Source organism: Saccharothrix espanaensis DSM 44229 (assembly GCF_000328705.1).
In the GTDB taxonomy this organism is placed as follows: domain Bacteria; phylum Actinomycetota; class Actinomycetes; order Mycobacteriales; family Pseudonocardiaceae; genus Actinosynnema; species Actinosynnema espanaense.
On the sequence record NC_019673.1, the window covers coordinates 1,481,602 to 1,505,963 of the forward strand.

General features: G+C 72.4%; 22 protein-coding genes and 1 riboswitch. Of the genes, 17 read left to right on the forward strand and 5 right to left on the reverse strand.

Going from position 1 to position 24,362, the window contains the following annotated elements; translation table 11 throughout:
• Window positions 1-192 precede the first annotated feature (192 nt).
• The 6 genes from BN6_RS06965 (at window position 193) to proB (ending at window position 7,618) form a co-directional block, all read left to right on the forward strand.
• Window positions 193-978: a TIGR03936 family radical SAM-associated protein gene (locus tag BN6_RS06965; protein WP_015098857.1), complete on the forward strand. Its 786-nt coding sequence runs from the start codon at window positions 193-195 to the stop codon at window positions 976-978.
• Between the two features lie 186 nt (window positions 979-1,164).
• Window positions 1,165-4,008: a translation initiation factor IF-2 N-terminal domain-containing protein gene (locus BN6_RS06970; RefSeq protein ID WP_015098858.1), complete on the forward strand. Its 2,844-nt coding sequence runs from the start codon at window positions 1,165-1,167 to the stop codon at window positions 4,006-4,008.
• A gap of 236 nt (window positions 4,009-4,244) precedes the next feature.
• A complete protein-coding gene (gene rplU, locus BN6_RS06975; protein WP_015098859.1) occupies window positions 4,245-4,559 on the forward strand; it encodes a 50S ribosomal protein L21 in 315 nt (104 codons plus the stop codon).
• A 14-nt stretch (window positions 4,560-4,573) separates the two neighbouring features.
• Window positions 4,574-4,837, forward strand: coding sequence for a 50S ribosomal protein L27 (rpmA, locus tag BN6_RS06980; protein WP_015098860.1), 264 nt, complete (start codon window positions 4,574-4,576; stop codon window positions 4,835-4,837).
• A gap of 103 nt (window positions 4,838-4,940) precedes the next feature.
• A complete protein-coding gene (gene obgE / locus BN6_RS06985) occupies window positions 4,941-6,395 on the forward strand; it encodes a GTPase ObgE (RefSeq protein ID WP_015098861.1) in 1,455 nt (484 codons plus the stop codon).
• A gap of 107 nt (window positions 6,396-6,502) precedes the next feature.
• Window positions 6,503-7,618 (forward strand): glutamate 5-kinase, encoded by a 1,116-nt coding sequence (gene proB, locus BN6_RS06990; RefSeq protein ID WP_041316232.1) that lies wholly within the window; start codon window positions 6,503-6,505, stop codon window positions 7,616-7,618.
• A 142-nt stretch (window positions 7,619-7,760) separates the two neighbouring features.
• Here proB and BN6_RS06995 read toward each other — a convergent pair whose 3' ends face one another.
• From BN6_RS06995 to BN6_RS07010, 4 genes are all read right to left on the reverse strand, one after another.
• On the reverse strand, window positions 7,761-8,177 hold the full coding sequence (locus BN6_RS06995) for a pyridoxamine 5'-phosphate oxidase family protein (RefSeq protein WP_015098863.1): 417 nt from the start codon (window positions 8,175-8,177) through the stop codon (window positions 7,761-7,763).
• 141 nt (window positions 8,178-8,318) lie between these two features.
• Window positions 8,319-9,590: an MFS transporter gene (locus BN6_RS07000; protein WP_015098864.1), complete on the reverse strand. Its 1,272-nt coding sequence runs from the start codon at window positions 9,588-9,590 to the stop codon at window positions 8,319-8,321.
• A gap of 261 nt (window positions 9,591-9,851) precedes the next feature.
• The gene (locus BN6_RS07005) at window positions 9,852-10,409 is read right to left on the reverse strand and encodes a GNAT family N-acetyltransferase (protein ID WP_015098865.1); all 558 of its coding nucleotides are present in this window, start codon (window positions 10,407-10,409) and stop codon (window positions 9,852-9,854) included.
• Window positions 10,406-12,487 carry a RecQ family ATP-dependent DNA helicase gene (locus BN6_RS07010; protein WP_085983486.1) on the reverse strand — a complete coding sequence of 694 codons (2,082 nt, stop codon included), beginning with the start codon at window positions 12,485-12,487 and terminating at the stop codon, window positions 10,406-10,408. The genes BN6_RS07005 and BN6_RS07010 overlap by 4 nt, the downstream gene beginning before the upstream one ends.
• Window positions 12,488-12,592: 105 nt before the next feature.
• On the opposite strand from BN6_RS07010, the gene BN6_RS44800 reads away from it, so the two are divergent.
• The 10 genes from BN6_RS44800 (at window position 12,593) to BN6_RS07060 (ending at window position 21,660) form a co-directional block, all read left to right on the forward strand.
• A complete protein-coding gene (locus BN6_RS44800) occupies window positions 12,593-13,858 on the forward strand; it encodes a glutamate-5-semialdehyde dehydrogenase (protein WP_015098867.1) in 1,266 nt (421 codons plus the stop codon).
• A gap of 197 nt (window positions 13,859-14,055) precedes the next feature.
• Window positions 14,056-14,277: a ferredoxin gene (locus BN6_RS07020; RefSeq protein WP_015098868.1), complete on the forward strand. Its 222-nt coding sequence runs from the start codon at window positions 14,056-14,058 to the stop codon at window positions 14,275-14,277.
• Window positions 14,278-14,505: 228 nt separating this feature from the next.
• Window positions 14,506-15,099 (forward strand): nicotinate-nucleotide adenylyltransferase, encoded by a 594-nt coding sequence (gene nadD / locus BN6_RS07025; RefSeq protein WP_015098869.1) that lies wholly within the window; start codon window positions 14,506-14,508, stop codon window positions 15,097-15,099.
• A gap of 69 nt (window positions 15,100-15,168) precedes the next feature.
• Window positions 15,169-15,555 carry a ribosome silencing factor gene (rsfS, locus tag BN6_RS07030; RefSeq protein ID WP_015098870.1) on the forward strand — a complete coding sequence of 129 codons (387 nt, stop codon included), beginning with the start codon at window positions 15,169-15,171 and terminating at the stop codon, window positions 15,553-15,555.
• Window positions 15,552-16,166 carry a histidine phosphatase family protein gene (locus BN6_RS07035; protein ID WP_015098871.1) on the forward strand — a complete coding sequence of 205 codons (615 nt, stop codon included), beginning with the start codon at window positions 15,552-15,554 and terminating at the stop codon, window positions 16,164-16,166. Before rsfS ends, BN6_RS07035 begins: the two co-directional genes overlap by 4 nt.
• Window positions 16,127-16,894 (forward strand): diglucosylglycerate octanoyltransferase, encoded by a 768-nt coding sequence (octT, locus tag BN6_RS07040; RefSeq protein WP_015098872.1) that lies wholly within the window; start codon window positions 16,127-16,129, stop codon window positions 16,892-16,894. Before BN6_RS07035 ends, octT begins: the two co-directional genes overlap by 40 nt.
• An 11-nt stretch (window positions 16,895-16,905) precedes the next feature.
• Complete coding sequence (locus BN6_RS07045; RefSeq protein WP_015098873.1) at window positions 16,906-17,745, forward strand: DegV family protein; 840 nt, start codon at window positions 16,906-16,908, stop codon at window positions 17,743-17,745.
• Between the two features lie 85 nt (window positions 17,746-17,830).
• Window positions 17,831-18,544 (forward strand): ComEA family DNA-binding protein, encoded by a 714-nt coding sequence (locus tag BN6_RS07050; RefSeq protein WP_015098874.1) that lies wholly within the window; start codon window positions 17,831-17,833, stop codon window positions 18,542-18,544.
• Between the two features lie 296 nt (window positions 18,545-18,840).
• Window positions 18,841-21,138, forward strand: coding sequence for a DNA internalization-related competence protein ComEC/Rec2 (locus tag BN6_RS07055; RefSeq protein ID WP_015098875.1), 2,298 nt, complete (start codon window positions 18,841-18,843; stop codon window positions 21,136-21,138).
• Between the two features lie 69 nt (window positions 21,139-21,207).
• The gene (locus BN6_RS07060; protein WP_015098876.1) at window positions 21,208-21,660 is read left to right on the forward strand and encodes a hypothetical protein; all 453 of its coding nucleotides are present in this window, start codon (window positions 21,208-21,210) and stop codon (window positions 21,658-21,660) included.
• Between the two features lie 78 nt (window positions 21,661-21,738).
• Here BN6_RS07060 and thrC read toward each other — a convergent pair whose 3' ends face one another.
• A complete protein-coding gene (gene thrC / locus BN6_RS07065) occupies window positions 21,739-23,001 on the reverse strand; it encodes a threonine synthase (RefSeq protein WP_015098877.1) in 1,263 nt (420 codons plus the stop codon).
• An 11-nt stretch (window positions 23,002-23,012) separates the two neighbouring features.
• A riboswitch (SAM riboswitch) is annotated at window positions 23,013-23,128 on the reverse strand.
• Between the two features lie 97 nt (window positions 23,129-23,225).
• Between thrC and holA the strand changes: the two genes are divergently transcribed.
• Window positions 23,226-24,206 carry a DNA polymerase III subunit delta gene (gene holA, locus BN6_RS07070; RefSeq protein ID WP_015098878.1) on the forward strand — a complete coding sequence of 327 codons (981 nt, stop codon included), beginning with the start codon at window positions 23,226-23,228 and terminating at the stop codon, window positions 24,204-24,206.
• Window positions 24,207-24,362: the final 156 nt, after the last annotated feature.

Sequence of the window (24,362 nt, forward strand, 5' to 3'; positions counted from 1 at the left end):
GACCTCTGCTGCCGGACGGTAGCCAGGCGGGCCCGACCAGACAAGCTCAACGGTGCGGAACGCCACCAAGGTACCGTCCCGCTGGAGTAGAAGCGTGGACCGTTGGGATGCTTACCCCCGTCGGAACCCCACCCGCACCCAAGGGGAGTAGCACTGAGCCGCCAGCAGCAGCCCAACCCGTCGGCCGCCCCCGTGCAGAAGCTCCGGCTGCGCTACGCCAAGCGCGGCCGGTTGCGGTTCACGTCGCACCGCGACATCGCCCGCACCTTCGAGCGCGCGCTGCGCCGGGCGGGCGTGCCCATGGCGTACTCCCAGGGCTTCAGCCCGCACCCGAAGGTCTCGTGGGTGGGTGCCGCGCCGACCGGCGTGGCCAGCGAGGCCGAGTACGTCGAGGTCCAGGTCGTGGAGCGGCTCGACCCGGACGCCCTGCGTACCGCGCTGGACGCGGTGCTGCCGCCCGGTCTGGACGTGTTGGAGGTCGTGCAGGCCGCCGGGGGCACGCTGCCCGAGCGGATCGAGGCCAGCTCCTGGCAGGTGGAGCTGCCCGGCGTATCACCCGATCGGCTTGCCGAAGCGGTGGCGGCGTTCCTCGCGGCCGACGTGGTGGAGGTCGAGCGGCTCACCAAGGACGGCAAGCGGGTGATCGACGTCCGCCCGGCCGTGGTCTCCGCCGCGGTGTTCGCCGGGGTGGTGTCCGCCACCCCGGGACGCGCCGAGTCGGTGCAGGTCCAGACGCATTCGAGCGACGCGGGACACGATGCACGGGATTTGTCACAACCATGTGGGATACTCGTGACGGTCGTACGGCAGACAACCCCTACCGTCCGACCCGACGACGTGCTGAGCGCGCTCCGAGTCGTCGCCGACCTGGTTCCGCCGGTCCCCGCGAAGGCGACCCGGATGGCGCAGGGGCGGCTCGACGACGAAGGTGGCCTGGTCGACCCGCTCGCCCTTGACCGGGCGGCGGAGGAGGTCTGACCGGACCACCGCCGAAGCGGCGCTGACGGCGTCGTCGAGGTAGCAAAGAGGACCTGCTGTGCCACCGCGCACAGCGCGCGAGGCGAAAACAAAGGATTCCCGCCGCCAGCCGCGGCGGTGAGTGGACAAGAGAGGCCCCTGCGCGGCCCGCGTCTCCCAAGACGCGCCCGGGGGCGGAGGAGCTGCATGTCGAACACGAACAAGCCCGCCGGTGCCGGCGGGGGTAACGCCACATCCGCGCACCCCGCGCTGGTGGACCTGCCGGAGAAGTTGCGGGTCCACGCGCTGGCGAAGCTGCTGGGCACCAGCAGCAAGGACGTCGTGGCCGCGCTGGCCGACCTGGGCGAGACCGTCAAGGGCGCCCAGTCCAGCGTGAGCCGCGACCTCGCGCTCAAGGTCGCCGAGAGTTTGCTGAACTGGGACGACATCGTCACCGGTGACGTGGACGAGGCCACCGAGGCGCCCGCGCTGCCCGCCCGGGAGGTGGCCGCGCTCACACCGCTGTTCGCGCCGCCGTCCGCGGTGTTCCTGCCGCCCGCCCCGGTCGCCGCTCCGCCGGCGGTCGTGGTGGTCGAGGAGGAGGACCACGACGACGACTCGGACGTCGACGCGTCCGCCGACGACGCCGGTGACGAGGGCGAAGGCCGTCGCCGCCGCCGTCGCGGCCGGCGTGGTCGCGGCCGCGGCAAGGGCGTGGGCGAGGACGGGCACGACGAGGACTCCGCCGAGGAGCCCGCCGCCGCCGAGGTCGAGGAGGCCGAGTCCGCCGAGACCCCGGCCGACGACGACTCCGAGGGCGGCTCCAGCCGCCGTCGCCGGCGTCGTCGCCGCCGCAAGGTCGGCGCGGACGACGAGGCCGCCCCGAACGAGGACGACCCGCCCAACACCGTCGTGCACGTCCGCGAGACGCGGGACGCGCGGGACGACAAGGCCGACTCCGAGGCCGCCCAGAACGAGGTGCGCAGCGTGCGCGGCTCGACCCGGCTGGAGGCCAAGCGCCAGCGCCGCCGGGACGGTCGGGAAGCCGGCCGCCGCCGCGCCCCGGTGCTGTCCGAGGCCGAGTTCCTGGCCCGCCGCGAAGCCGTCGAGCGCACCATGGTGGTGCGCGAGCGCGGCGACCGCACGCAGATCGGCGTGCTGGAGGACGGCGTGCTCGTGGAGCATTTCGTCACGTCGTCGGGCACCGGTTCGCTGGTCGGCAACGTCTACCTGGGCCGCGTGCAGAACGTGCTGCCGTCCATGGAAGCGGCCTTCATCGACATCGGCCGCGGCCGCAACGCGGTGCTCTACGCCGGCGAGGTCGACTGGGACGCCGCCGGCCTGGAGGGCAAGGCCCGCAAGATCGAGCAGGCCCTGTCCACCGGCGACAGCGTCCTGGTGCAGGTCACCAAGGACCCGGTCGGCCACAAGGGTGCCCGCCTGACCACCCAGATCAGCCTGCCCGGCCGGTTCCTGGTCTACGTGCCCGGCGGCGGCGCGACGGGCATCAGCCGCAAGCTGCCCGACAACGAGCGCAAGCGCCTCAAGGACATCCTGAAGAGGGTCGTCCCCGAGGACGCCGGCGTGATCATCCGCACCGCCTCCGAGGGCATCGCCGAGGACGAGCTGGGGCGCGACGTCACCCGTCTCCAGGCGACCTGGCAGGTCATCAAGGTCAAGGCCGACACGCCCCGCGCCCAGGCCCCGCAGCTGCTCTACGAAGAGCCCGACCTGCTGGTGAAGGTCGTGCGCGACCTGTTCACCGAGGACTTCTCGGCGCTGATCGTGCAGGGCTCGGACGCGTGGGAGACCATCGACGCCTACGTGCGGCACGTCGCGCCGGACCTCCAGGAGCGCCTGCGCCGCCACGTCGGCAACAGCGACGTCTTCGTGGAGCACCGCATCGACGAGCAGCTGCTCAAGGCGCTGGACCGCAAGGTGTGGCTGCCCTCTGGCGGCTACCTCGTGATCGACCGCACCGAGGCGATGACGGTCATCGACGTCAACACCGGCAAGTTCACCGGATCGGGTGGAAACCTGGAAGAGACGGTGACCCGGAACAACCTGGAGGCGGCGGAGGAGATCGTCCGCCAGCTCCGGTTGCGCGACATCGGCGGCATCATCGTCATCGACTTCATCGACATGGTGCTGGAGTCCAACCGCGACCTGGTGCTCCGCCGGCTGACCGAGTGCCTGGGTCGGGACCGGACGCGCCACCAGGTGGCCGAGGTGACGTCGCTGGGCCTGGTGCAGATGACCCGCAAGCGGGTCGGCACGGGCCTGCTGGAGGCGTTCTCGGCGACCTGCGAGCACTGCCGCGGTCGTGGCGTGGTCGTGACCACCGATTCGGCGCACAGCCACAGCCCGTCGAACGGCCAGAGCCAGGGCCAGCAGCAACAGCAGCAGCAGCAGCAGAGCCGCAAGTCGCGGCGCGGCAAGGGCGGGGAGACGCCGGAGCCGGTCGCCGAGGTGGTCCCGGAGCCCGTGCGGGAACCCGAGGTCGTCGCCGAGCCGTCCGCCCCGGACGAGCCCGCCGACGAGGCCGTGGAGCCCAAGCGGGAGCGCCGCCAGCGTCGTCGTGCCCGCCGCGAGGCCGGTGCGGCGAGCCGCCAGGCCGACGCCGAGCCCGGTGATGCCGGCCACACCGACGTGGCCGAGCCCGCTGTCGCCGAGCCTGTTGCCGCCGAGCCCGCCGCGGTCGAGCCTGCCGCAGTCGAGCCCGCTGCGGTGGAACCTGCCGTCGAGGCTGCCGCAGTCGAGTCCGCGTCCGAGCCGGTCGCTGACGAGCCGCTGGCCGCCGTGGTCGAGCCGACCGTGGTGGAACCGGTGGCCGCCGAGCCCGAGCCCGCGTCCGAGCCGGTCGTGGCCGAGCCCGCGGCGGACGAGCCGGTACACGTCCAGCCGCCGACCCAGGTCGGCACCGCCGAGGCGAACGCCGCCGACCAGTCGCTCAACGGCCACTCAGAGCCTGTGGTGGCCACCCGCCGCCGCACGCGCCGGGCCGCTTCCCGCCCGGCCGGCCCGCCCCTGGGCGCGGTCACCGAGGGCTGAGCGGCCTTCCACCGAGCACGGGTATGGCCTCGGGCGACCGAGGCCATACCGGCGGTGACCAGCGGGATCACGTCACACCGACCCCGGTTTGACCCTGCGGTCCACCGCCACGTAACCTGATGCACGGTCCGCCGTCCGGTGGGCCCAGTCGTGCGAAGCCCAAGCCACTCAAAGCTCTCCGTGGCACTGTGGCGCGCGTGGCCCTGTCCGTCGAGTAGCAGGAGACTTCCGTCCCGATGTACGCGATCGTCAAGACCGGCGGCAAGCAGTACAAGGTGGCTGTCGGCGACATCGTCGAGGTCGAGAAGCTCGAAGGCGAACCGGGCACCGAAATCAACTTCCCGGCGCCGCTTCTCGTCGTGGACGGCTCCGACGTCACCGCCGACGCCGACGCCTTGGGAAAGATCTCGGTGACCGGCAAGGTCGTCGAGCAGACCAAGGGTCCCAAGATCCGCATCCACAAGTTCAAGAACAAGACTGGTTACCACAAGCGCCAGGGTCACCGCCAGAAGCTGACCCGCGTCGAGGTCACCGGCATCACCGGTAAGTGAGGATCTGACTAGCCATGGCACACAAGAAGGGCGCATCCAGCTCCCGCAACGGCCGTGACTCGAACCCCCAGTACCTCGGGGTCAAGCGGTTCGGCGGTCAGGTCGTCAAGGCCGGCGAGATCCTGATCCGCCAGCGCGGCACCAAGTTCCACCCCGGCGTGAACGTGGGCCGGGGCAAGGACGACACGCTGTTCGCGCTCGCGCCCGGCGCGGTCGAGTTCGGCACCAAGCGCGGCCGCAAGACCGTGAACATCGTTCCGGTCGAGGTCGCTGCCTGAGCAAGCCCCTCTGAGCGCCGTGTGTCCGCGGGAATGCGCGGACCACGGCGCTCAGTTGTTTGTGTAGAGAACATCCGCGCCTAACGCTTGGAAGTGATTTCCCGTGTCCCGTTTTGTCGACCGGGTGGTGATCCACGTTGCCGCCGGTGACGGCGGCAACGGGGTCGCCTCCGTGCACCGCGAGAAGTTCAAGCCGCTGGGCGGTCCCGACGGCGGCAACGGCGGCAAGGGCGGCGACGTCGTCCTGGTCGTCGACTCCCAGGTCCACACCCTGCTGGACTTCCACTTCCGCCCGCACGCCGACGCCGGCAGCGGCAAGGGCGGCCAGGGCGGCAACCGGGACGGCGCGAACGGCGCGGACCTGGAACTGCGCGTCCCGGACGGCACGGTCGTGCTCACCCCCGAGGGCGAGGTGGTCGCGGACCTCACCGGCGAGGGCACCCGGCTCATCGCGGCCCAGGGCGGTCGCGGCGGTCTGGGCAACGCCTCGCTGGCGTCCAAGGCCCGCAAGGCACCCGGGTTCGCCCTGCTCGGCGAGCCGGGCGAGCAGCACGACCTGGTGCTGGAGCTCAAGTCCGTCGCCGACGTGGGCCTGCTCGGCTTCCCGTCGGCGGGCAAGTCGTCGCTGATCTCGGTGCTGTCCGCGGCCAAGCCGAAGATCGCCGACTACCCGTTCACCACGCTGGTGCCCAACCTCGGCGTGATCACCGGCGGCGAGACCGTCTTCACCATGGCCGACGTGCCCGGCCTGATCCCCGGCGCGTCCGAGGGCAAGGGCCTGGGCCTGGACTTCCTGCGGCACATCGAGCGCTGCGCGGTGCTCGTGCACGTGGTCGACTGCGCCACCTACGAGGCCGGCCGCGACCCGCTGTCGGACATCGACGCGCTGGAAGCCGAACTGTCCCGCTACACCCCGTCGCTGGCCGACGACCTGGCCGAGCGGCCGCGCGTCGTCGTGCTGAACAAGATCGACATCCCGGAGGCGCGGGACCTGGCCGAGATCGTCCGCCCGGACATCGAGGCCCGCGGCCTGCCGGTGTACGAGGTGTCCACGGCCAGCCGGGAAGGGCTGCGGGAGCTCACCTTCGCGCTGGCCCGCGTGGTCGAGGAGTACCGGGCGTCGCGCCCCAAGCAGGAGTCGACCCGGATCGTGCTGCGGCCGACCGCCGTGGACGACGCCGGCTTCACCGTCATCGACGACCCGCAGGTGCCCGGCGGTTTCATCGTGCGCGGCGAGCGGCCCGAGCGCTGGATCCGCCAGACCGACTTCAGCAACGACGAGGCCGTCGGCTACCTGGCCGACCGGCTGGCCCGGCTGGGCGTCGAGGACGTGCTGGTGAAGCGGGGCGCACAGCCCGGCTGCCAGGTCACCATCGGCGACCTGGTGTTCGACTGGGAGCCGACCACGCCCGCCGGCATCGCGATGACCATGACCGGCCGCGGCACCGACGCCCGGCTGGAGGCCAACAACCGCATCGGCGCGTCCGAGCGCCTCGCGGCCAAGAAGGCGCGGCGGCTGCCCGGCGTCTACGACGAGGACTTCGAAGAGGACGAGTGACCGGTTCGGAGCTGCCCCAGGCCACGCCGTCGTCCCCGGTCGCCCCGTTGACACCGGCTCCGCTGACACCGGCTCCACTGTCAACGGAGCCGCTGACACCGGCTTCGCTGTCGGCGGCCCGGCAGGCCGTCTCGGCGGCGGGCCGGATCGTGGTCAAGGTCGGGTCGTCGTCGCTGACCACGGCCGAAGGCGGCCTGGACCGCTCCCGGCTGGACGCCCTGGTGGACGCAGTCGCGGCGCGCTGCGCGGCCGGCAGCCAGGTGGTGCTGGTGTCCTCCGGCGCGATCGCGGCGGGCCTGGCCCCGCTCGGCGTGACCCGGCGGCCGCGTGACCTGGCCACCCAGCAGGCGGCGGCCAGCGTCGGGCAGCTCACCCTCGCCCACGCCTACGCGAACTCGTTCGGCCGGTACGCGCTGACCGTCGGCCAGGTGCTGCTGACCGCCGACGACGTGGTCCGCCGCGCGCACTACCGCAACGCCCAGCGCACCTTCTCCCGCCTGCTCGCCTTCGGCGCGGTCCCGGTCGTGAACGAGAACGACACGGTCGCCACAGAAGAGATCCGCTTCGGCGACAACGACCGCCTGGCCGCCCTGGTGGCCCACCTGGTCGGCGCGGACGCCCTGTTCCTGCTGTCCGACGTGGACGCCCTGTACGACGGCGACCCCCGTCAGCCCGGCGCTCAGCGCGTGACCGAGGTCGCCGGAGCGGCTGACGTCGACGGCGTGCGCGCTGGGACCGTCGGTGCGTCCGGTCTGGGGACCGGCGGGATGGCGTCCAAACTGGCCGCTGCGCGCCTCGCGGCGTCGGCGGGGATTCCGGTGCTGTTGGCGGGCGCGGCGGACGCCGTGCGGGCGCTGGGCCCGGCGGACGTCGGCACCGCGTTCGCGGTCACCGGCTCCCGCCTCACCGCCCGCCGCTTCTGGCTCGGCCACGCGGCCGACGCCACCGGCCGCCTCACCCTGGACGACGGTGCCGTCGCCGCGGTGGTCGGCCGCCGCCGCTCGCTGCTCGCCGCCGGCATCACGGCGGTGGACGGCAGTTTCGACGCCGGTGACGTGGTCGAACTGGTGGACCTGTCCGGCCACGTCGTGGCCCGCGGCGTCGTCGGCTTCGACGCCACCGAACTCCCGGCCCTCATCGGCCGCTCCAGCCACGACCTCCCCGCCGAACAACGCCGCGAGGTCGTCCACGCCGACGACCTGGTCCCCCTCCCAAGCCCCTGACCCGAGGCCCCGGCCACCGGACTGTCCCGGCCCGAGTCGACATCGCGGCGTAGATGCGCAAAGAAGCCGCCGACAAACCATGCGGTACGGGTGTGGGCCAGCAATGAGCGCCCGCCCTTCGCCCGACCACTCGGCGGCGCGGTCAGCTGTAGTCGGCGGAATACCACTTGTTCGGACGCATGTGCACGGTCGCGACCGTCGCGTTTTCGAGCTGCCGCAGGTAGTCGGCCGCCGTTTCGGCGTCGAAGTAGCGGTTGGCCATCGCCAGGAGATTGTCGTACGAGGTCTCCCGATCGACCGCCACCACCGGCCCGGACACGCTCACGTACCGGTAAGGCGGCGCCTCCACCTGCGCTGCCAGGCTGAACTCCCGCGCCTGCTCCAGCAACCGGAACTTCACCGAATCCAGCCCGGTCTGCACCTGCACGTCCCCGCCGGGTTCGTAGTGGTACCAGACCGGCACGGTCAGCGGCGGCCCAGCCGGACGCGCGATCCCGATCACTCCGACGTGGACCCCGGCCAGGAACTCCTCGCGCTGCGCCGCGCTCATCACCGACATGCCCCACCCCTTCCCCTGTCACAGCCGCACCGGACGACTGCCCCGACCCAGTCAACCGGCCGGCGCGGAGGCCGGCCATGCGTACGCGTCCGCGACGGATGCGCACGCGTCTGCGTACGCGTCTGCACGGGTGGCGAAGCCCTAGGTCAGCTCGACGCCCTTGGTCTCCGGCAACGTGAGGATGACCGCGAACGCCACCACCGCACCCACCGCCACGTACCAGAAGAACAACGTCCCCGGCAGCAGCCCGATGACCAGCGGAGCCGTGCCGCCGAACAGCGCGACGGTCAGGTTGTACCAAGCCCCGATCCCCAGTCCGCGCAACTCGGTCGGAAACAGCTCGCTCATCACCGCCGGCGCGATCGACGTCATCGCCGTGTACAGCGCCAACCCCACGCAGAACACCACGAGCAGCCCACCCAGGCCCGGCCCGATCAGCGCCGACAACGGCACCACCAGCACCGCCGTGGCCCCCGACCACACCAGCAGTTGCGGCCTGCGCCCGAACCGGTCCGACAGCGCGCCCATCGGGTACTGCAAGGCGATGAACAGCACGGTCGCCACCGACATCGCCAGGAACACGTCACCCGCGTCGGCCATCCGCGTCTTCACCGCGAACGGCGTCAGCGCGCTGAAGAACGTGTAGTAGCACAGCGTCGAGAGCATGCTGAAGCCCACGAGCCGCCCGACGGCCTTCGGGTGCTCCCGCACGGTGGTGAGCAACGGCCGCCGGAGCCGCGCCGCCTTGGCCCGGTTGTCGGCGAACTGCTCGGTCTCCTCCAGGCTCCGCCGCAGCCACAACCCGACGAGCCCCAGCACCCCGCCGACCAGGAACGGGATCCGCCAGCCGTACGAAGCCAGCGCCTGCTGGTCCAACGCCCGCGCCAACCCGAACCCGAGCAGCGACGCCACCAACAGCGCGCACCCGGTCGAGATGTAGAAGAACGCCGAGTACCGCCCTCGCCGATCCGCCGGAGCTATCTCGGCCAGGTACGCCGACGCGTTCGACACCTCGCCGCCCAGCGACAGCCCCTGGGCGATCCGCGCCACCACCAGCAGCACCGGTGCCAACCACCCCACCTGCGCATAGGTGGGCAGCACCGCGATCGCCACCGACCCGCCCGCCATCAGCACGATGGTGAGGATCATCGCCGGCCGCCGCCCGCGCAGGTCGGCGAACCGGCCCAGCAGGTAGCCGCCGAGCGGCCGGAAGAAGAACGCCAGCGCGTACGTCGCCAAGGTGTTGATCAGCGCCAGCTTCTCGTTCTCCGCCGGGAAGATCTGCGTCGCGAAGTAGATGCTGAACGTCGCGTAGACGCTCCAGTCGTACCACTCGATCGCGTTCCCGACGCTCGCCGCGACGAGCTTGCGGACGGGCAGCCGGTGCGGACGCCCCACCGTCGCCTCGGTCATCGCCCCACCCCACGACCCGCGGACACTGCCCGCCACGCGGCCCGGCCCGTGCGACGCCCCCGCATCCCGCCGATGCGGTATCCGGGCCGGTCACAGCGTTCCACGCCACCGCGCGCCCGCATTCTCTCACGTGGACGCACGAGCCCGATCGAGTTCGCGGCGCTTGCCACGCCGTGCGCGCGGAGCGGTAGGGGGTGCTCGACCTCTACGGCAGCCATGAGGTTGGACACAACCACAGTGCGCTCGTAGTCGATAGATCTCTCACCGATCCTGTCCGATGGGCCTCCATTCCCGGGCGAGCAGGCCGAACAGCAGGTCGTCGGTCCACTCGTCCTTGATCAAGGTGTGTTCGACCAGGCGTCCTTCAAGCCGGAAACCCAGTCGTGCCAACAGTTTTGCCGATGGTTCGTTGCGCGCGTCGCACTCGGCGGAGATCTTGTGCAACCCGCACTTCACGAACAGGTGCTCCACCACGCGGCCCACGGCTTCCGTCGCGTACCCGTTGCCCTGGTGGGCGGTCGCGATGGTGTAGCCAATGTCTGCCTGCCTCCTGTTGTCGTGCAGGTTCACGCCGACATCGCCGACCAGTTCCCCGCCCGCCTCGACCGCGTACTGGAACCAGCCCGGCTCGGCCGGATCCAGCAGTTCCATCTCCCGCACGAACTCCTCGGCCGCGGCCAAGGCGAACGGCGGCTCCCACGACTGGTACCTCGCCACCGCCGGATCCGACCGGTAGGCCGCGAACGCCGGCGCATCCTCCGGGCGGAAACCCCGCAGCACCAACCGCTTGGTACCCAACCGGACCTCGGCCGCCGTCACGCCGTGACCGCCAGTGCGAACGGCAGTACAGCAGGTGCCCCCGCCCGGCGCAGCAGCCGCGCCGCGACCGTCATCGTCCAGCCGGTGTCGATCCGGTCGTCCACCAACAACACCGGTCCATCCACAGTGGACAGGTCGGGCACGTCGGCGGACTGCACCAGGCCGGCCAGCCGCTGCGCGCTGTTCGCCCGCCGCACCGCCTCGCCCAACCAGACCTCGCCGAGCAGCGGCAGCCGCCCGACCGTGGACAGCTGGTGGCCGAAGCTGCCCACCAACCGCGGCCGGCTCCGCGACCCGACCGTCACGACGCCCACCGGGCGCTGGTCCCAGCCCCACGCCGCCAGCACCTTCACGCAGGCGGCGAAGACGTCCTCCGGCACCTCCTGGTCGTCGCCGGCGAACAGCGACCGCAACCGGTTGCCCCACCCGATGTCGGTCAACCGCCCCAACGCCCGCCCCGTCCCGGCCGCCTCGCCCGCCGGGATGCGCCCGGACAGGTCGACGCCGACCGCCGCCATCCCGGTCGGCCACTGCTTGCGCGGTTCGACCTCCACGCCGGGGCGCAGCAACCGCTCCCGCGCCGCCGACGCGGCATCCGGCGAGACCTCCGCCGACCACCCGCTCCCGGTGCAGTTGTCACACCGGCCGCACGGCGCGGCGTGCGGGTCGTCCAACTGGCGCAGCAGGAACTCCATCCGGCACCCCGTGGTGGCGAGGTAGTCGAGCACCGCCTGCTGCTCGACCTTCCGCGCCTCCGCGATCCGCCCGTACCGCTCCTCGTCGTAGGACCACGCCCGCCCGGTCGACTCCCAGCCCCCGCGCACCCGGCGCACAGCGCCGTCCACGTCGAGGACCTTCAACACCACTTCCAGCCGGGTGCGCGACAGCTCGACCATCGGCTCCAGCGCGGCGGTCGACAACGTCCGCCCCGCGTCGGCCAGCGCGTCGAGCACCTGCCGCACGACCTGCTCCGGGGGGAAGGCCAGCGAGGCGAAGTACGCCCAGATGTCCCGGTCCTCCGGACCCGGCAGCAGCAGCACCTCGGCCCGTTCCACGCCGCGGCCCGCACGCCCGATCTGCTGGTAGTAGGCGATGGGGGAGGGCGGTGCGCCCAGGTGCACCACGAACCCCAGGTCCGGCTTGTCGAACCCCATGCCCAGCGCCGATGTCGCAACCAGCGCTTTGACGCGGTTCGCCAGCAGGTCCTCTTCCGCCCGCTGCCGCTCCGCCGGGTCGGTGCGGCCCGAGTACGCCGCCACCGGGTACCCGCGCTCCCGGAGGAACGCGGCCACGTCGTCGGCGGACGCGACGGTCAGCGTGTAGATGATCCCCGAACCCGGCAGCCGGTCGAGCTGCTCGGCCAGCCACCCCAGCCGCGCCTCGGCGGTTGGCAGTCGCACCGCCGCCAGCCGCAGGCTCGCCCGGTCCAGCGGCCCGCGCAGCACCAGCGTGTCCGAACCGGCCCCCAACCCGAGCTGGTCGGCCACGTCCCGCACCACCCGGTCGTTGGCCGTCGCGGTCGTCGCCAGCACCGGCACCCCGGCCGGGAGTTCGGTGAGCAACGTCCGCAAGCGCCGGTAGTCGGGTCGGAAATCGTGACCCCAGTCCGAGATGCAATGCGCCTCGTCCACCACCAGCAGCCCTGCCGATGATGTCAGCGAAGGCAGCACCGAGTCACGGAAATCGGGATTGTTCAGCCTTTCCGGTGACACCAGAAGAACGTCGATTTCGCCGGACGTCACCCGGTCCTGGACGTCCTGCCACTGGTCGGTGTTGGCCGAATTGATGGTCGCCGCGTGCACACCCGCGCGCGCCGCCGCGTCGACCTGGTTGCGCATCAGCGCGAGCAGCGGCGACACGATCACCGTCGGCCCCTCGCCGAGCGACCTGAGCAACGCCGTCGCGATGAAGTAGACGGCGGACTTGCCCCACCCGGTCCGCTGCACCACCAGCGCCCGCCGCCGCTCGGAGACCAAAGCGCGGATTGCTGTCCACTGGTCCTCGCGCAGCGCCGCCTGAGGGCCGGCCAAAGCCCTCAGCCGTTCTTCGGCCTGTTCGCGCAATGCCATCTCGTCCACCGGACCACCATGGCAGAGGGGCACGACAACGCGGAATCGCCGCCGGCCTCCCGGGCACTGGGAACCTCGGCGACATCCACGACCGGGTGACCGTAGTCTGTTTTCGTGACTGACGACCTGCGCGAACAGGTGCACGCCGCCGCCCGGCGCGCCCGAGTCGCCGCCGACGAGCTCGTCCTGGCCACCCGCGAGCGCAAGGACGCCGCGCTGCACGAGATGGCCGCCGCGCTGCGCACGCGGGCCCAGGAGGTCCTGGAGGCGAACGCCAAGGACATCGAGGCCGGCCGCGCGGCGGGTCTGTCCGAGGGCCTGGTGGACCGGCTCGCGCTCACCGAGCAGCGGATCGACGGCGTGGCCAAGGGCCTGGAGACCGTGGCCGGCCTCACCGACCCGGTGGGCGAGGTGCTGCGCGGCTCGATCCTGCCGAACGGCCTGGAGCTGCGGCAGGTGCGCGTCCCGATGGGCGTGGTCGGCATGGTCTACGAGGCCCGCCCGAACGTCACCGTCGACGCCGCCGGCCTGGCGCTGAAGTCCGGCAACGCCGCCCTGCTGCGCGGCTCGTCCTCCGCCGAGCACTCGAACACCGCGCTGGTCGCGATCCTGCGCGACGCGCTGGAGACCGCGGGCCTGCCCGCCGACAGCGTGCAGCTGCTGCCGTGCCACGACCGCGCCTCGGTCACCCACCTGATCACCGCGCGCGGCCTGGTCGACCTGGTCATCCCGCGAGGGGGGTCCGGGCTGATCAACGCCGTGGTGCAGCAGGCCACCGTGCCGACCATCGAGACCGGCGTGGGCAACTGCCACGTGTACGTCGACGCCTCCGCCGACCTCGACATGGCCGAGCAGATCGTCCTCAACTCCAAGACGCGCCGCACGAGTGTGTGCAACGCGGCCGAGTCGCTGCTGGTGCACGCCGCTGTCGCGGACGAGTTCGTGCCCCGCATCACCGCCGCTCTTCAGGCGCAGCAGGTCACGGTGCACGGCGACGAGGCATTCGCGCGCCAGGCCGGCGTGCGGCAGGCCACCGACGAGGACTGGGACACCGAGTACCTCTCGCTGGACATCGCGGCCCGCGTGGTCGACTCGCTGGACGACGCGGTCCGGCACATCGCCGACCACGGCTCCGGGCACACCGAGGCCATCGTGACCAGCGACGTCGCCTCCGCCCGCCGGTTCACCGCCCGGGTCGACGCGGCGGCGGTCATGGTCAACGCCTCGACCGCGTTCACCGACGGTGGCGAGTTCGGCATGGGCGCGGAGATCGGCATCTCCACCCAGAAGCTGCACGCCCGGGGCCCGATGGGGCTCGCCGAACTGACCTCCTCGAAGTGGGTCGCGTGGGGCGAAGGGCACATCCGGCCGTCGTCCTGATCGACCCGTACGGCCGATCGGCGGCGTGCCGCAGCTACCGGGATGGGCAGACTGGGTGGTGAACCGCGCAGTCTGCTCTGAAGCTCCGGCCGTCGTCCTGGGCGACCCCCGTACTGCCGATCGACCGCACGCCGAGGTCATCGGGGTGGGCAGACTGTGGGGTGGACCGCGCAGTCTGCCGACGAGGTGGTGTCCGGATGGCCCGGTGGAGTCTGGAAGTCGACCGCGACACGTGCGTCGGCAGCGGGATGTGCGTGAGCATCGCGCCCGACCACTTCCGGCTCGACGCGGGCACGGCCGAGCCGGTCGACGGGTCGGTGGACCCGGACGACGCGGTGCTGGAGGCCGCCGAGTCGTGCCCGATGGAGGCCATCCTGGTCCGGGACGCGGCCGGTGAGCGGCTGGCACCCGAGCTCTGACGTGCGGTGATCGGCTTCACCCGAACCGGCTGGAAAATCTTCACCCCATCGCGTCATGGTCGGCTGCGAGCCGTGTCTCACTGTCGCGCGGCTCTGCTTCGGGGTGGGCCGCGCTCCCGCTGAGGCGGCCCCCTCCCCCTGGGCCGCGAACGGGGAGTCGAGACGCGCGGGCGGCTGTTCGGGGAGCGACCGGCCGCCCGCGCGCCGACCGAACTAGGCTCACCTCCCATGTCCAACCGCCGGATCGGCGTCATGGGTGGCACCTTCGACCCGGTGCACCACGGCCACCTCGTCGCGGCCAGCGAGGTCCAGGCCAGGTTCGAGCTCGACGAAGTGATCTTCGTGCCGACCGGCCAGCCCTGGCAGAAGATCGACCACGAGGTCAGCCCCGCCGAGGACCGCTACCTGATGACGGTCGTCGCCACCGCGTCCAACCCGAGGTTCTCGGTCAGCCGGGTCGACATCGACCGGGCCGGACCCACCTACACGTTCGACACGCTCAACGACCTCAAGGCGATGCACCCGGACGCCGACCTGTTCTTCATCACCGGCGCGGACGCGCTGGAGCAGATCCTGTCCTGGCGGCGCGCCGACGACGTGTTCAGGCTGGCCCACTTCATCGGCGTCACGCGGCCCGGCTACGAATTGGACGACACCCACCTCCCGCCGGGCGCGGTGTCCCTCGTGGAAGTGCCCGCGATGGCCATCTCGTCCACCGCCGTGCGCGCCCGCACCGCCTCCGGCCTGCCGGTCTGGTACCTCGTCCCGGACGGTGTCGTTCAGTACATATCGAAGCGCAGGCTTTACTCGGTGCCGGACTGACGCCGGACGCCGGTACCCTCATTGACTCGTGCGGGCGCATCAGCGCCGGCCGAGGTGATGAGGAGAAACGTGGCAGCCACCGACGAGGCACGACGGTCGGCGCTGGTCGCCGCGAGCGCGGCGGCCGACAAGAAGGCGCACGACGTGATCGTGCTCGACGTGTCGGACCAACTGGTGATCACGGACGTGTTCGTGATCGCGTCCGCTCCCAACGAGCGGCAGGTCGGCGCGATCGTGGACAACATCGAGGAGAAGTTGCGCGAAGCGGGCCGCAAGCCGGTCCGCCGCGAGGGCGCGCGCGAAGGTCGCTGGGTCCTGCTGGACTTCGTGGACCTCGTGGTGCACGTCCAGCACGTGGACGAACGCAGCTTCTACGGCCTTGAGCGGCTGTGGAAGGACTGCCCGCGGATCGAGTTCGACGCCGGCCCGGTAGCCGACGAGGTCGCCGAGGCATGACCCTGAACCGGCTCGTGCTGTGGCGGCACGGTGAGACCGACTACAACGCGACCGGACGGATGCAGGGTCATCTGGACGTCGGACTGACCGAGACCGGCTGGAACCAGGCGCGCTTCGCCGTGCCGGTGCTGGCCGGGTTCGCACCCGAGCTGGTGGTGGCCTCCGACCTGCGGCGGGCGCGCGACACGGCGACCGTGTTCACCACCGCCACCGGTATCGGGCTGCGGGTCGACGAGCGGCTCCGGGAGACCAACCTCGGCAAGTGGCAGGGCCTGACCTCGGACGAGATCGAGGTCGAGTGGCCGGGGATGCTCGACGAGTGGCGCTCGGACGCGACGCTCGCGCCGCCGGACGGCGAGAACCGGACCGAGGTCGCCGAGCGCGCGCTCGCCGTGGTCGAAGAGGTCGATCGGGAGTTCACCGACACCGTGCTGCTGTGCGCGCACGGCGGTCTGATCAGCGCGTTGACCGGGCGGCTGCTGGACCTGCCGGTGGACCGGTGGTCGCTGCTCGGCGGTATCGGCAACTGCCACTGGACGGTGTTCACCCGGCGGCCCCGGGGTGACGGCCGGTGGCGGCTGTCGTCGTACAACGCCGGCACCACCCGGTGAGACTGCTCGTCCTCGGTGATTCGCTGACGTTCCACGGTCCGCAGGGGCCGGTGCCCGCCGACAACCCACGGTTGTGGCCCAATGTGGCGGCGACCGCGCTGGGCGGCCACGCGGAGCTGGTGGCGGGGTTCGGGTGGACCGCCCGGGACGCCTGGTGGGCGTTGACGGGCGATCCGCGCGTCTGGTCGTTGTTGCCGCGCACGGACGTGCTCGTGCTCGCCGTGGGGCACATGGACACGTTGCCGTCGCCCTTGCCGACCTTCTTGCGGCAGGGCCTTCGCTACCTGCGCCCGGACGGGCTGCGCCGCCGGGCGCGGGACGCGTACCGGACGCTCCAACCTGGGCTTTCCCGGCTGTTCGGGGGTCGGCCGGTGGCGTTGCCGCCGCATCTGACGGTGCGGTACCTGGATTCGTGCGTTCGTTCCGTGCAGGCGTTCGAGCCGGACGTGCAAGCGGTCGGGATGACGCCGTCCGTGCACGTGTCCCCGGCGTACGCCAGCGTGCACACGGGACGTGCGGCGGCGGAGCGCGCTGTGCGGGCGTGGTCGTCGCGCACCGGCGTGCCGTTGTTGGACGTGCCTCCGATCGTCGGGGAACACGTGCGGTCACGGCGTGGCAACCCGGACGGTATGCACTGGGGCTGGGAGGGTCACGCGCTGGTCGGCGCGGCGATGGCCGATCTCATCAGGTCCGTGGCGGTCAGCCATTCGGAGCCGGCCGAGCCGTAGTCTCGGCACTCGTGTCCACCACGATCGTCACCGACTCCACGGCGTACCTGCCCGAGGGGTTCGCCGAGCGGCACGGCATCCGGGTCGTCCCGCTGCACGTCGCGGTGGACGGCCGGAGCAGGTTGGACGGGGTCGACTTCGGCCCGGCGGAACTCGCCGCGGCCCTCGGGGACCACCGCCGGGTCACCACGTCCCGGCCCACTCCGGGCGAGTTGGCCGAGGTGTACCGCTCGGTGCTGGCCGACGGCGCGGACGGGATCGTGTCGGTGCACCTGTCCCGTGAGCTGTCCGGGACGTGGGAGGCGGCGCGGCTGGCCGCCGAGGAGGTCGATCCCGACCGGATCCGGGTGGTCGACTCGCGGGCGACCGGGATGGGCCTGGGCTTCGCGGCGCTGGCCGCGTGCTCGCCCCCGGACGGCGTGCTCGCCGAGCGGGCCGCGGCGGACGCGGCCGCGCGGATCCGGATGTTCTTCTGCGTGGAGACCTTGGACCACCTGCGGCGCGGCGGTCGGATCGGTGCGGCGGCGGCTCTGGTGGGCACGGCGCTGGCGGTCAAACCCCTGCTGCACGTGGACGACGGCCGGATCGTGCCGTTGGAGAAGGTGCGCACCACGAGCCGGGCGATCGGCCGGCTGGTCGACCTCGCCGCGACCGCGGCCGGGTCCGGCCCGGTGGGTCTGGCGGTGCACCACCTGGCCGCCCCGGAGCGGGCGGCCGAGTTGGCGACCCGCCTGGACGAGCGGGTCCCGGGGTCGACCGGTTGCCTGATCTCCGAGGTAGGAGCGGTGATCGGGGCGCACACCGGGCCCGGCGTCATGGGGGTCGTGGTCCTGCCCGGCGGCTACGAATAGCCGGTTGTCCACAGCCCCGGAACTCCGTCCACAGATTTGAGATCGACGCTGGGCACACTGCTCCGACCGGCCTAATGTCGATCACATGTTCGACGAGAAACCGGATACCACGGCAACCCGCCTCGACGCGCTGATCGCCCGGAACCAGGGCCGGCATCGCGTCGACGAGCCCCCGCTGGTCGTCTTCGCCTCATCGTCCGGCGGGGCGGACCCGCCCGGCCGGTGGCGCGCGCTCCTGCGCCGGTGGCGGCCGGGTCCCGCGTTACCCCGCCGCCCGATCGTCTTCGGCGGCGTGCTGGCCGGCGTGGCGCTGGCGGTCGCGCTCAGCCTCTGGTGGCAACGGCCCGAACCCGAGTCGCCGCCCGCCCTGCCGCTCGCCGCGGAGGTGAGCAGGCTCCCGGAGCAGGTGGTCGTCAACGTCGTGGGCGAGGTGCCCAGACCCGGCCTGGTGACGGTCACCAGCGGTGCCCGCGTCGCCGAGGCCGTCCACGCGGCCGGCGGCCCCAACCCGGGTGCCGACCTCAGCGGGCTCAACCTGGCCCGTCGTGTCTCCGACGGCGAGCAGATCGCCGTCGGCATCCCGCCCCAGAACCCAGAGGACCACCGGCAACCGATCAACCTCAACACCGCGACGAAGGAACAACTGGACGGGCTTCCCGGCGTGGGACCCGTGACGGCACAACGGATCGTGGACCGCCGCCTGAAACGCGGCCCGTTCACCTCCATCGACCAGCTCGGCGAGATCGAAGGGATAGGTGAAGCCAAACTGGCCAAGCTCGGCGACCTGGTCCGCCTCTGACCGACACCGAACCCGTTCCGCCCCAACCATTCCGCCTCAATTATTCCGTTCCGACCGTCCGCTCCCATCCATGCGATTCGTTCCGTTCCGACTCCGGTCGATCCCAACCCGGTCGACCCCGTTTGCACCATCGCACCCCGGCCACAGCTCGACCCGTCCGATGAACCGATCTGTCCACAACGGACACCAAGCAGGAGGTACCCGATGACACGACAAGGGCCGCGATCCCGTGGCGTCCGCCGAACGCACCACCACTCCAGGGGCGCCGACCACAGCCCTGAACGGCGCACCGGGCCGTGAGTTCCCGTGCCTACCTGGTACCCGCGGCGCTGGCGGTCTGGTCGACCGCACTCGCCGGCTTGCTCTGGGTGTGGTGGGCGGGCGTGGTCGTCGGTCTCGCTCTGGCAGCGGTGGGCGGTGTCGCCCTCCGCCGGTGGCGGCCCGCCGCGGTCGCGATCGCGGTGGTCGGGCCGGTGGCGGCGTGCTGGATCGGCGCGCAGGTGCACGAGTCGGCGCACCACCCGCTTCGTTCGGCGGCCGGGCACGGCGGCCTGACGGCGTTGCGCCTGGAGCTGGACGACCGGCCGCGTGGTCTGCGGACCGCCGGGTTCGGGTCGCGCCCCGAGGGCGTCGACCTGGTCCTCGTCCGGGCGGTGGTGGTGGACGACGGCGGCCGGGTGGTGGTGCTCGCTCCGGCCTCGGCCTGGCGGGAACTGCTTCCCGGACAACAGGTCCTGGCTCGCGGCACGCTCGCACCGGCCAAATCCGGTGAGCTGACCGTCGCGATGCTCCGGGTGCGAGGTCCGCCGCGCGAGGTCACTCCGGCACCCGTGTGGCAGCGGGCGGCGGAGGCGTTGCGGGCGGGGCTGCGGGACGCGAGCGGCACGCTCGACCCGGAGCCGGCCGGGCTGCTGCCCGCGCTGGTCGTCGGCGACACGTCGGGTCTGACACCCAGGGTGGTGGACGAGTTCCGCACCTCGGGCCTGGCCCACGTGCTGGCGGTGAGCGGGGCGAACCTGGCGATCCTGTGCGGCGCGGTGCTGTTGTTGTTGCGGCTGCTGCGGTTCGGGCCGCGCGGGTGTGCCGTGGGCGGGATGGCGGCGCTGGTCGGGTTCGTGGTGCTGGCCGGTCCGGAGCCGAGCGTGCTGCGGGCGGCGGTGATGGGCGCGGTGGCACTGCTCGCGCTGGTGCTGGGGCGGGAGCGGTCGGCGTTGCCCGCGTTGGCCGCCGGGGTGGTCGTGCTGGTGCTGCACGATCCCCAGCTCGCGGTGGATCCGGGGTTCGGGCTGTCCGTCGTGGCCACGGCCGCGCTGGTGTTGCTCGCGCCGCGGTGGTCCGGCCTGCTGCGCGACCGGGGCGTGCCGGTCGGGGTGGCCGAGGCGTTGGCGGTGCCGGCGGCGGCGCACCTCGCCACGGCTCCGCTGGTCGCCGGGATCTCCGGCCAGGTGAGCCTGGTCGCGGTCGTGGCGAACCTGTTGGTGGCCCCGGTGGTGGCACCGGCGACGGTGCTCGGGGTGCTGGCGGCCGTGGTGGCGCAGGTCCACCTCGACACGGCGCGGTTCGTGGTCGAGGTGGCTGGGCCGGCCGCGTGGTGGCTGATCGCGGTCGGCCGGCGGGCGGCGGCGGTGCCCGGTGCGGCGGTGGCGTGGCCCGAGGGCTGGACGGGCGGGCTGCTGCTGGTCGGGGCGGTGCTGGTGGCGTACGGCGTGTTCCGGCTGCGGCGGCTGCGGGTGTTGCTCGTCGCGGTCGCCGCCGGAGCGGTCGTCGTGCTGGTGCCGGTCGGGGTCGTCGTGCCGCGCTGGCCGGTGCCTGGCTGGGCCGTGGTGGCGTGCGACGTCGGCCAGGGCGACGCGGTCGTCCTGGCCACGGCCGAACGCGACCGGGCGGTCCTGGTCGACACCGGGCCGGATCCGGCCCCGGTGTTGGCCTGCCTGAGCCGGCTGGGCGTGCGGCGGGTGCCGCTGGTGGTGCTGAGCCACCTGCACGCCGACCACATCGGCGGGCTGGCGGCGGTGTTGGCGGAACGGGGTGTCGGCGCGGTGGCCGTGGGGCCGTCGCGGCAGCCGGAGTGGGCGTGGAAGGAGGTCGTGGCGCTGGCGCGGGGTGCCGGGGTCGAGCTGGTCGAGCTGGCGGTCGGACAGCGGTTGAGCTGGCCGGGGCTGGAGCTGGACGTGCTGGGGCCGCGGGCGGTTCCGCGCGGGGACGAGAACACGGCGGTCAACGACGCGTCGGTGGTGGTGCGGGCGACCACGGTGGCCGGGCGGGTGCTGCTGACCGGCGACGTCGAGCTGGCCGGGCAGGCGGCGCTGCTCGGCGGGCACGTCGACCTGCGGGCGGACGTGCTCAAGGTGCCGCACCACGGGTCGCGGTACTCGTCGCCGGAGTTCCTCGCGGCGGTGCGGCCGCGGGTCGCGCTGGTCAGCGTCGGGGCGGGCAACCGCTACGGCCACCCCAGCGGGGTGCTGGTCGACGCCCTGGAACGGCACGGGGCGTGGCTGCTGCGCACCGATCGGGACGGCGACACCGCCGTCCTGCCGGGCCCGGACGGGCCACGGGTCGTCCGGCGCGGCGACCCGTTGGACGACGGCGGCTGAACACGGCCGCCGGGATGACGAACGAGCCGGCCCGGTCGCGCGACCGGGCCTACCGAGAGGAGCACGATCATGAGTGACACGAACATCTGGGTCCGGCTGCACACCGGCTGGTCGCCGCGCGAACTCGGGTGGGCGCTGTGGCAACCCGGCTATGCCGCCCACCCGTGGCCGGACGCGGAATTAAGGCCGTCGTTCGAGTTCTTCGTCTGCGAGGACCTGCCGATCGGCGGCCGGGGGATCGTGGCACGGGCGACCGTCACGAAAACCGTGGGCACCATGTCGGTCTCGTCGCCGCAGGAGGCGTACCAGGAGATCGCGGACGCGCTGTTCGACGACGTCCTGGCGATCGCGCCGGAGGACTGGCGGGCGAACCGGTACAACGGGCACAAGACGGCGTCGCCGTGGCCGCAGCAGCTCACCGCGTGGCGGGCCGAGACCGAGGAGATCGGGCCTTACCTGCTGCCCGAACTCTCGTCGTTCCCGCGCACCGGGTGGCTGCGGCTGCCGGACACCGCTTTGTGACCGGTGGTCCGGCGCGGCCGGCCCGCGTGCGACGTGCCTTCGACAGGCGGTCGTGGCGCGCGAGCCGGCCGGGCGCGGTCAGTCCTTCAGCGCGTTCAGCACGGCCTCGGCCGAGGGCGGGACGTTGGCGCGGGGACCGACGCGGTCGCCGAGGGCATCGAGGGTCTTCAGGCCGTCGCCGGTGATCAGCAGCACCGTCTCGGCGTCCGGGTCGAGCCGGCCGGTCTCGATGAGCTTCTTCGCCGTGGCGACGGTCACGCCGCCGGCGGTCTCGGCGAAGATGCCCTCGGTGCGCGCCAGCAGGCGGATGCCCTCGACCACTTCCTCGTCGGTGACGTCCTCGATCGCGCCGTTGGTGCGGCGGACCGCGTCCAGCACGTACGGGCCGTCGGCCGGGGCGCCGATCGCCAGCGAGCGGGCGATGGTGTCCGGGCGGACCGGGGTCACCACGTCCTGACCGGACTTGAACGCCGCCGACACCGGCGAGCAGCCGGTGGCCTGGGCGCCGAACACCTTGTACGGGGTGGCGTCGACCAGGCCGAGCTCGCCGAACTCGCGGAAGGCCTTGTCCACCTTGGTCAGCTGGGAGCCGGACGCGATGGGCACCACGATCTGGTCGGGCAGCCGCCAGCCCAGCTGCTCGGCCACCTCGTAGCCCAGGGTCTTGGAGCCCTCGGCGTAGTAGGGGCGGACGTTGACGTTGACGAACGCCCAGTCCTCGTGCTCGGCGGCCAGTTCCTGCGCGAGGCGGTTCACGTCGTCGTAGTTGCCGTCGACGGTGATCAGGTTGCCGCCGTAGACGGCGGTCATGAGGATCTTGGCCTGCTCCAGGGAGGAGGGCACCAGCACGACCGACTGCCAGCCGGCGCGGGCCGCGGCGGCGGCGACGGCGTTGGCCAGGTTGCCGGTGGAGGGGCAGGCCAGGACCTTGAAGCCCAGCTCGCGGGCGGCCGCGAGGGCGACGCCGACGACGCGGTCCTTGAACGAGTGGGTGGGGTTGCCGGTGTCGTCCTTCACCCAGACCTTGCGCACGCCCAAGGCCTTGGCGAGGCGGTCGGCCTCGACCAGGCGGGTGGCGCCGGGGTTGGTGTTGGGGTGCGACTCGACGTTCGAGGGCACCGGGAGCAGGCCGCGGTAGCGCCAGATCGACCGTGGGCCGGCCTCGATGTCCTCGCGGCGGACGCGGCCGAAGTCGTAGGCGACTTCCAGCGGCCCGAAACACTCGAGACAGGCGTATTCCGGGGCCAGCGGAGTCTGGTGACCGCATTCACGGCACGACAGGGCGCGAGCCGGACCGAGGTCGAAGGAGGTGGTGGCCGAAGGCACACTGACAGCAGTCATCGCGAGGTATCTCCTCATCTTTCCCGCGTCGCGGGTCGGAATTGGCACCGTGGTCGTCGCAGCGGACGCTGCGCGACGGGTTGCCGGGGCTTCTTCGGGCCGATCCCTCTGCCCCTCTGGATGAGCGGTATTCAGTTGTGGCGTCCAACTTACGGCACGATCCCGACCGGCAGCCAGATCCGTCCACCATCCGGACGCGATCCGGGGCGTGGGAGGATCGCTCCGTGAGCGCGTCCGCAGTCACTCCAGACCCCGTGCACCTGGTTCTCGGCGAGGAAGAGTTGCTGGTCGAGCGCGCGTTGCGCGGCGCGCTGGCGGTGGCTCGCAAGGTCGACCCGCAGGCCGACCTGACCAGGGTCAAGGTGACTGATCTCACCCCTCCTGAGCTGGCAGAACTGGTGAGTCCGTCGCTGTTCGCCGAGGGGCGGGTGATCGCCTTGGAATCCGCGCAGGAGGCCGGCAAGGAGATCGCCGAGGCGGTCATGGCCTACGCCAAGGCGCCGGCCGACGGGGTGACCCTGATCGTCGTGCACACCGGCGGCGGGCGCAGCAAGGTGGCCAAGGAACTGCCCGCCGCGCTGCGCAAGGCCGGGGCGGTGGTGACCGAGTGCCCGAAGATCACCAAGGCGGCGGACCGCGAGGCGTTCGTGCGCAACGAGATCCGTGCCGCGGGCGGCAAGGCCGACCCGGAGGCGGTCGGGGCGCTGATCGAGGCGATCGGGTCGGACCTGCGGGAGCTGGCGGCGGCGGCGTCGCAGCTGGTGTCCGACACCGGTGGCAAGGTCGACGCGGACGCGGTCCACCGCTACCACCGGGGGCGGGCCGAGGTGACCGGGTTCGCGGTGGCCGAGAAGGCCGTGATGGGCGACCGGGGCGGGGCGCTGGAGGCGTTGCGCTGGGCGACCCAGACCGGCGTGCCGCACGTGCTCGTTGCGGACGCGTTGGCGGACGCGGTGCGGACCATCGCGCGGGTGTCGGCCGTGGGGCGGGGCGACCCGTTCAAGCTGGCCGGCGAGCTGGGGATGCCGCCGTGGAAGGTGAAGAAGGCGCAGGGGCAGGCGCGGGGCTGGGACGGTGACGGGCTGGCCGCCGCCATGTCGGTGGTCGCGGGCCTCAACGCGGACGTGAAGGGCGTGGCCGCCGACTCTGGCTACGCCCTGGAGCGGGCCGTGCTGAAGATCGTCGCGGCGTACGGGCGGCGTTGAGGTCGTGGCGTTGAACCCGACCCAGTGAGGCCGACTGTTGAGGCGGGCGCTGCCGACGCGTGTGGTGTCTGCGGCGCGGGCGGTGCTTTGTGCGGGAAAGGCGAAGCGCCGCGCCCTCAGGGGAGGGGCGGCGCTTCGGGAAGGCCTGCGTCAGAT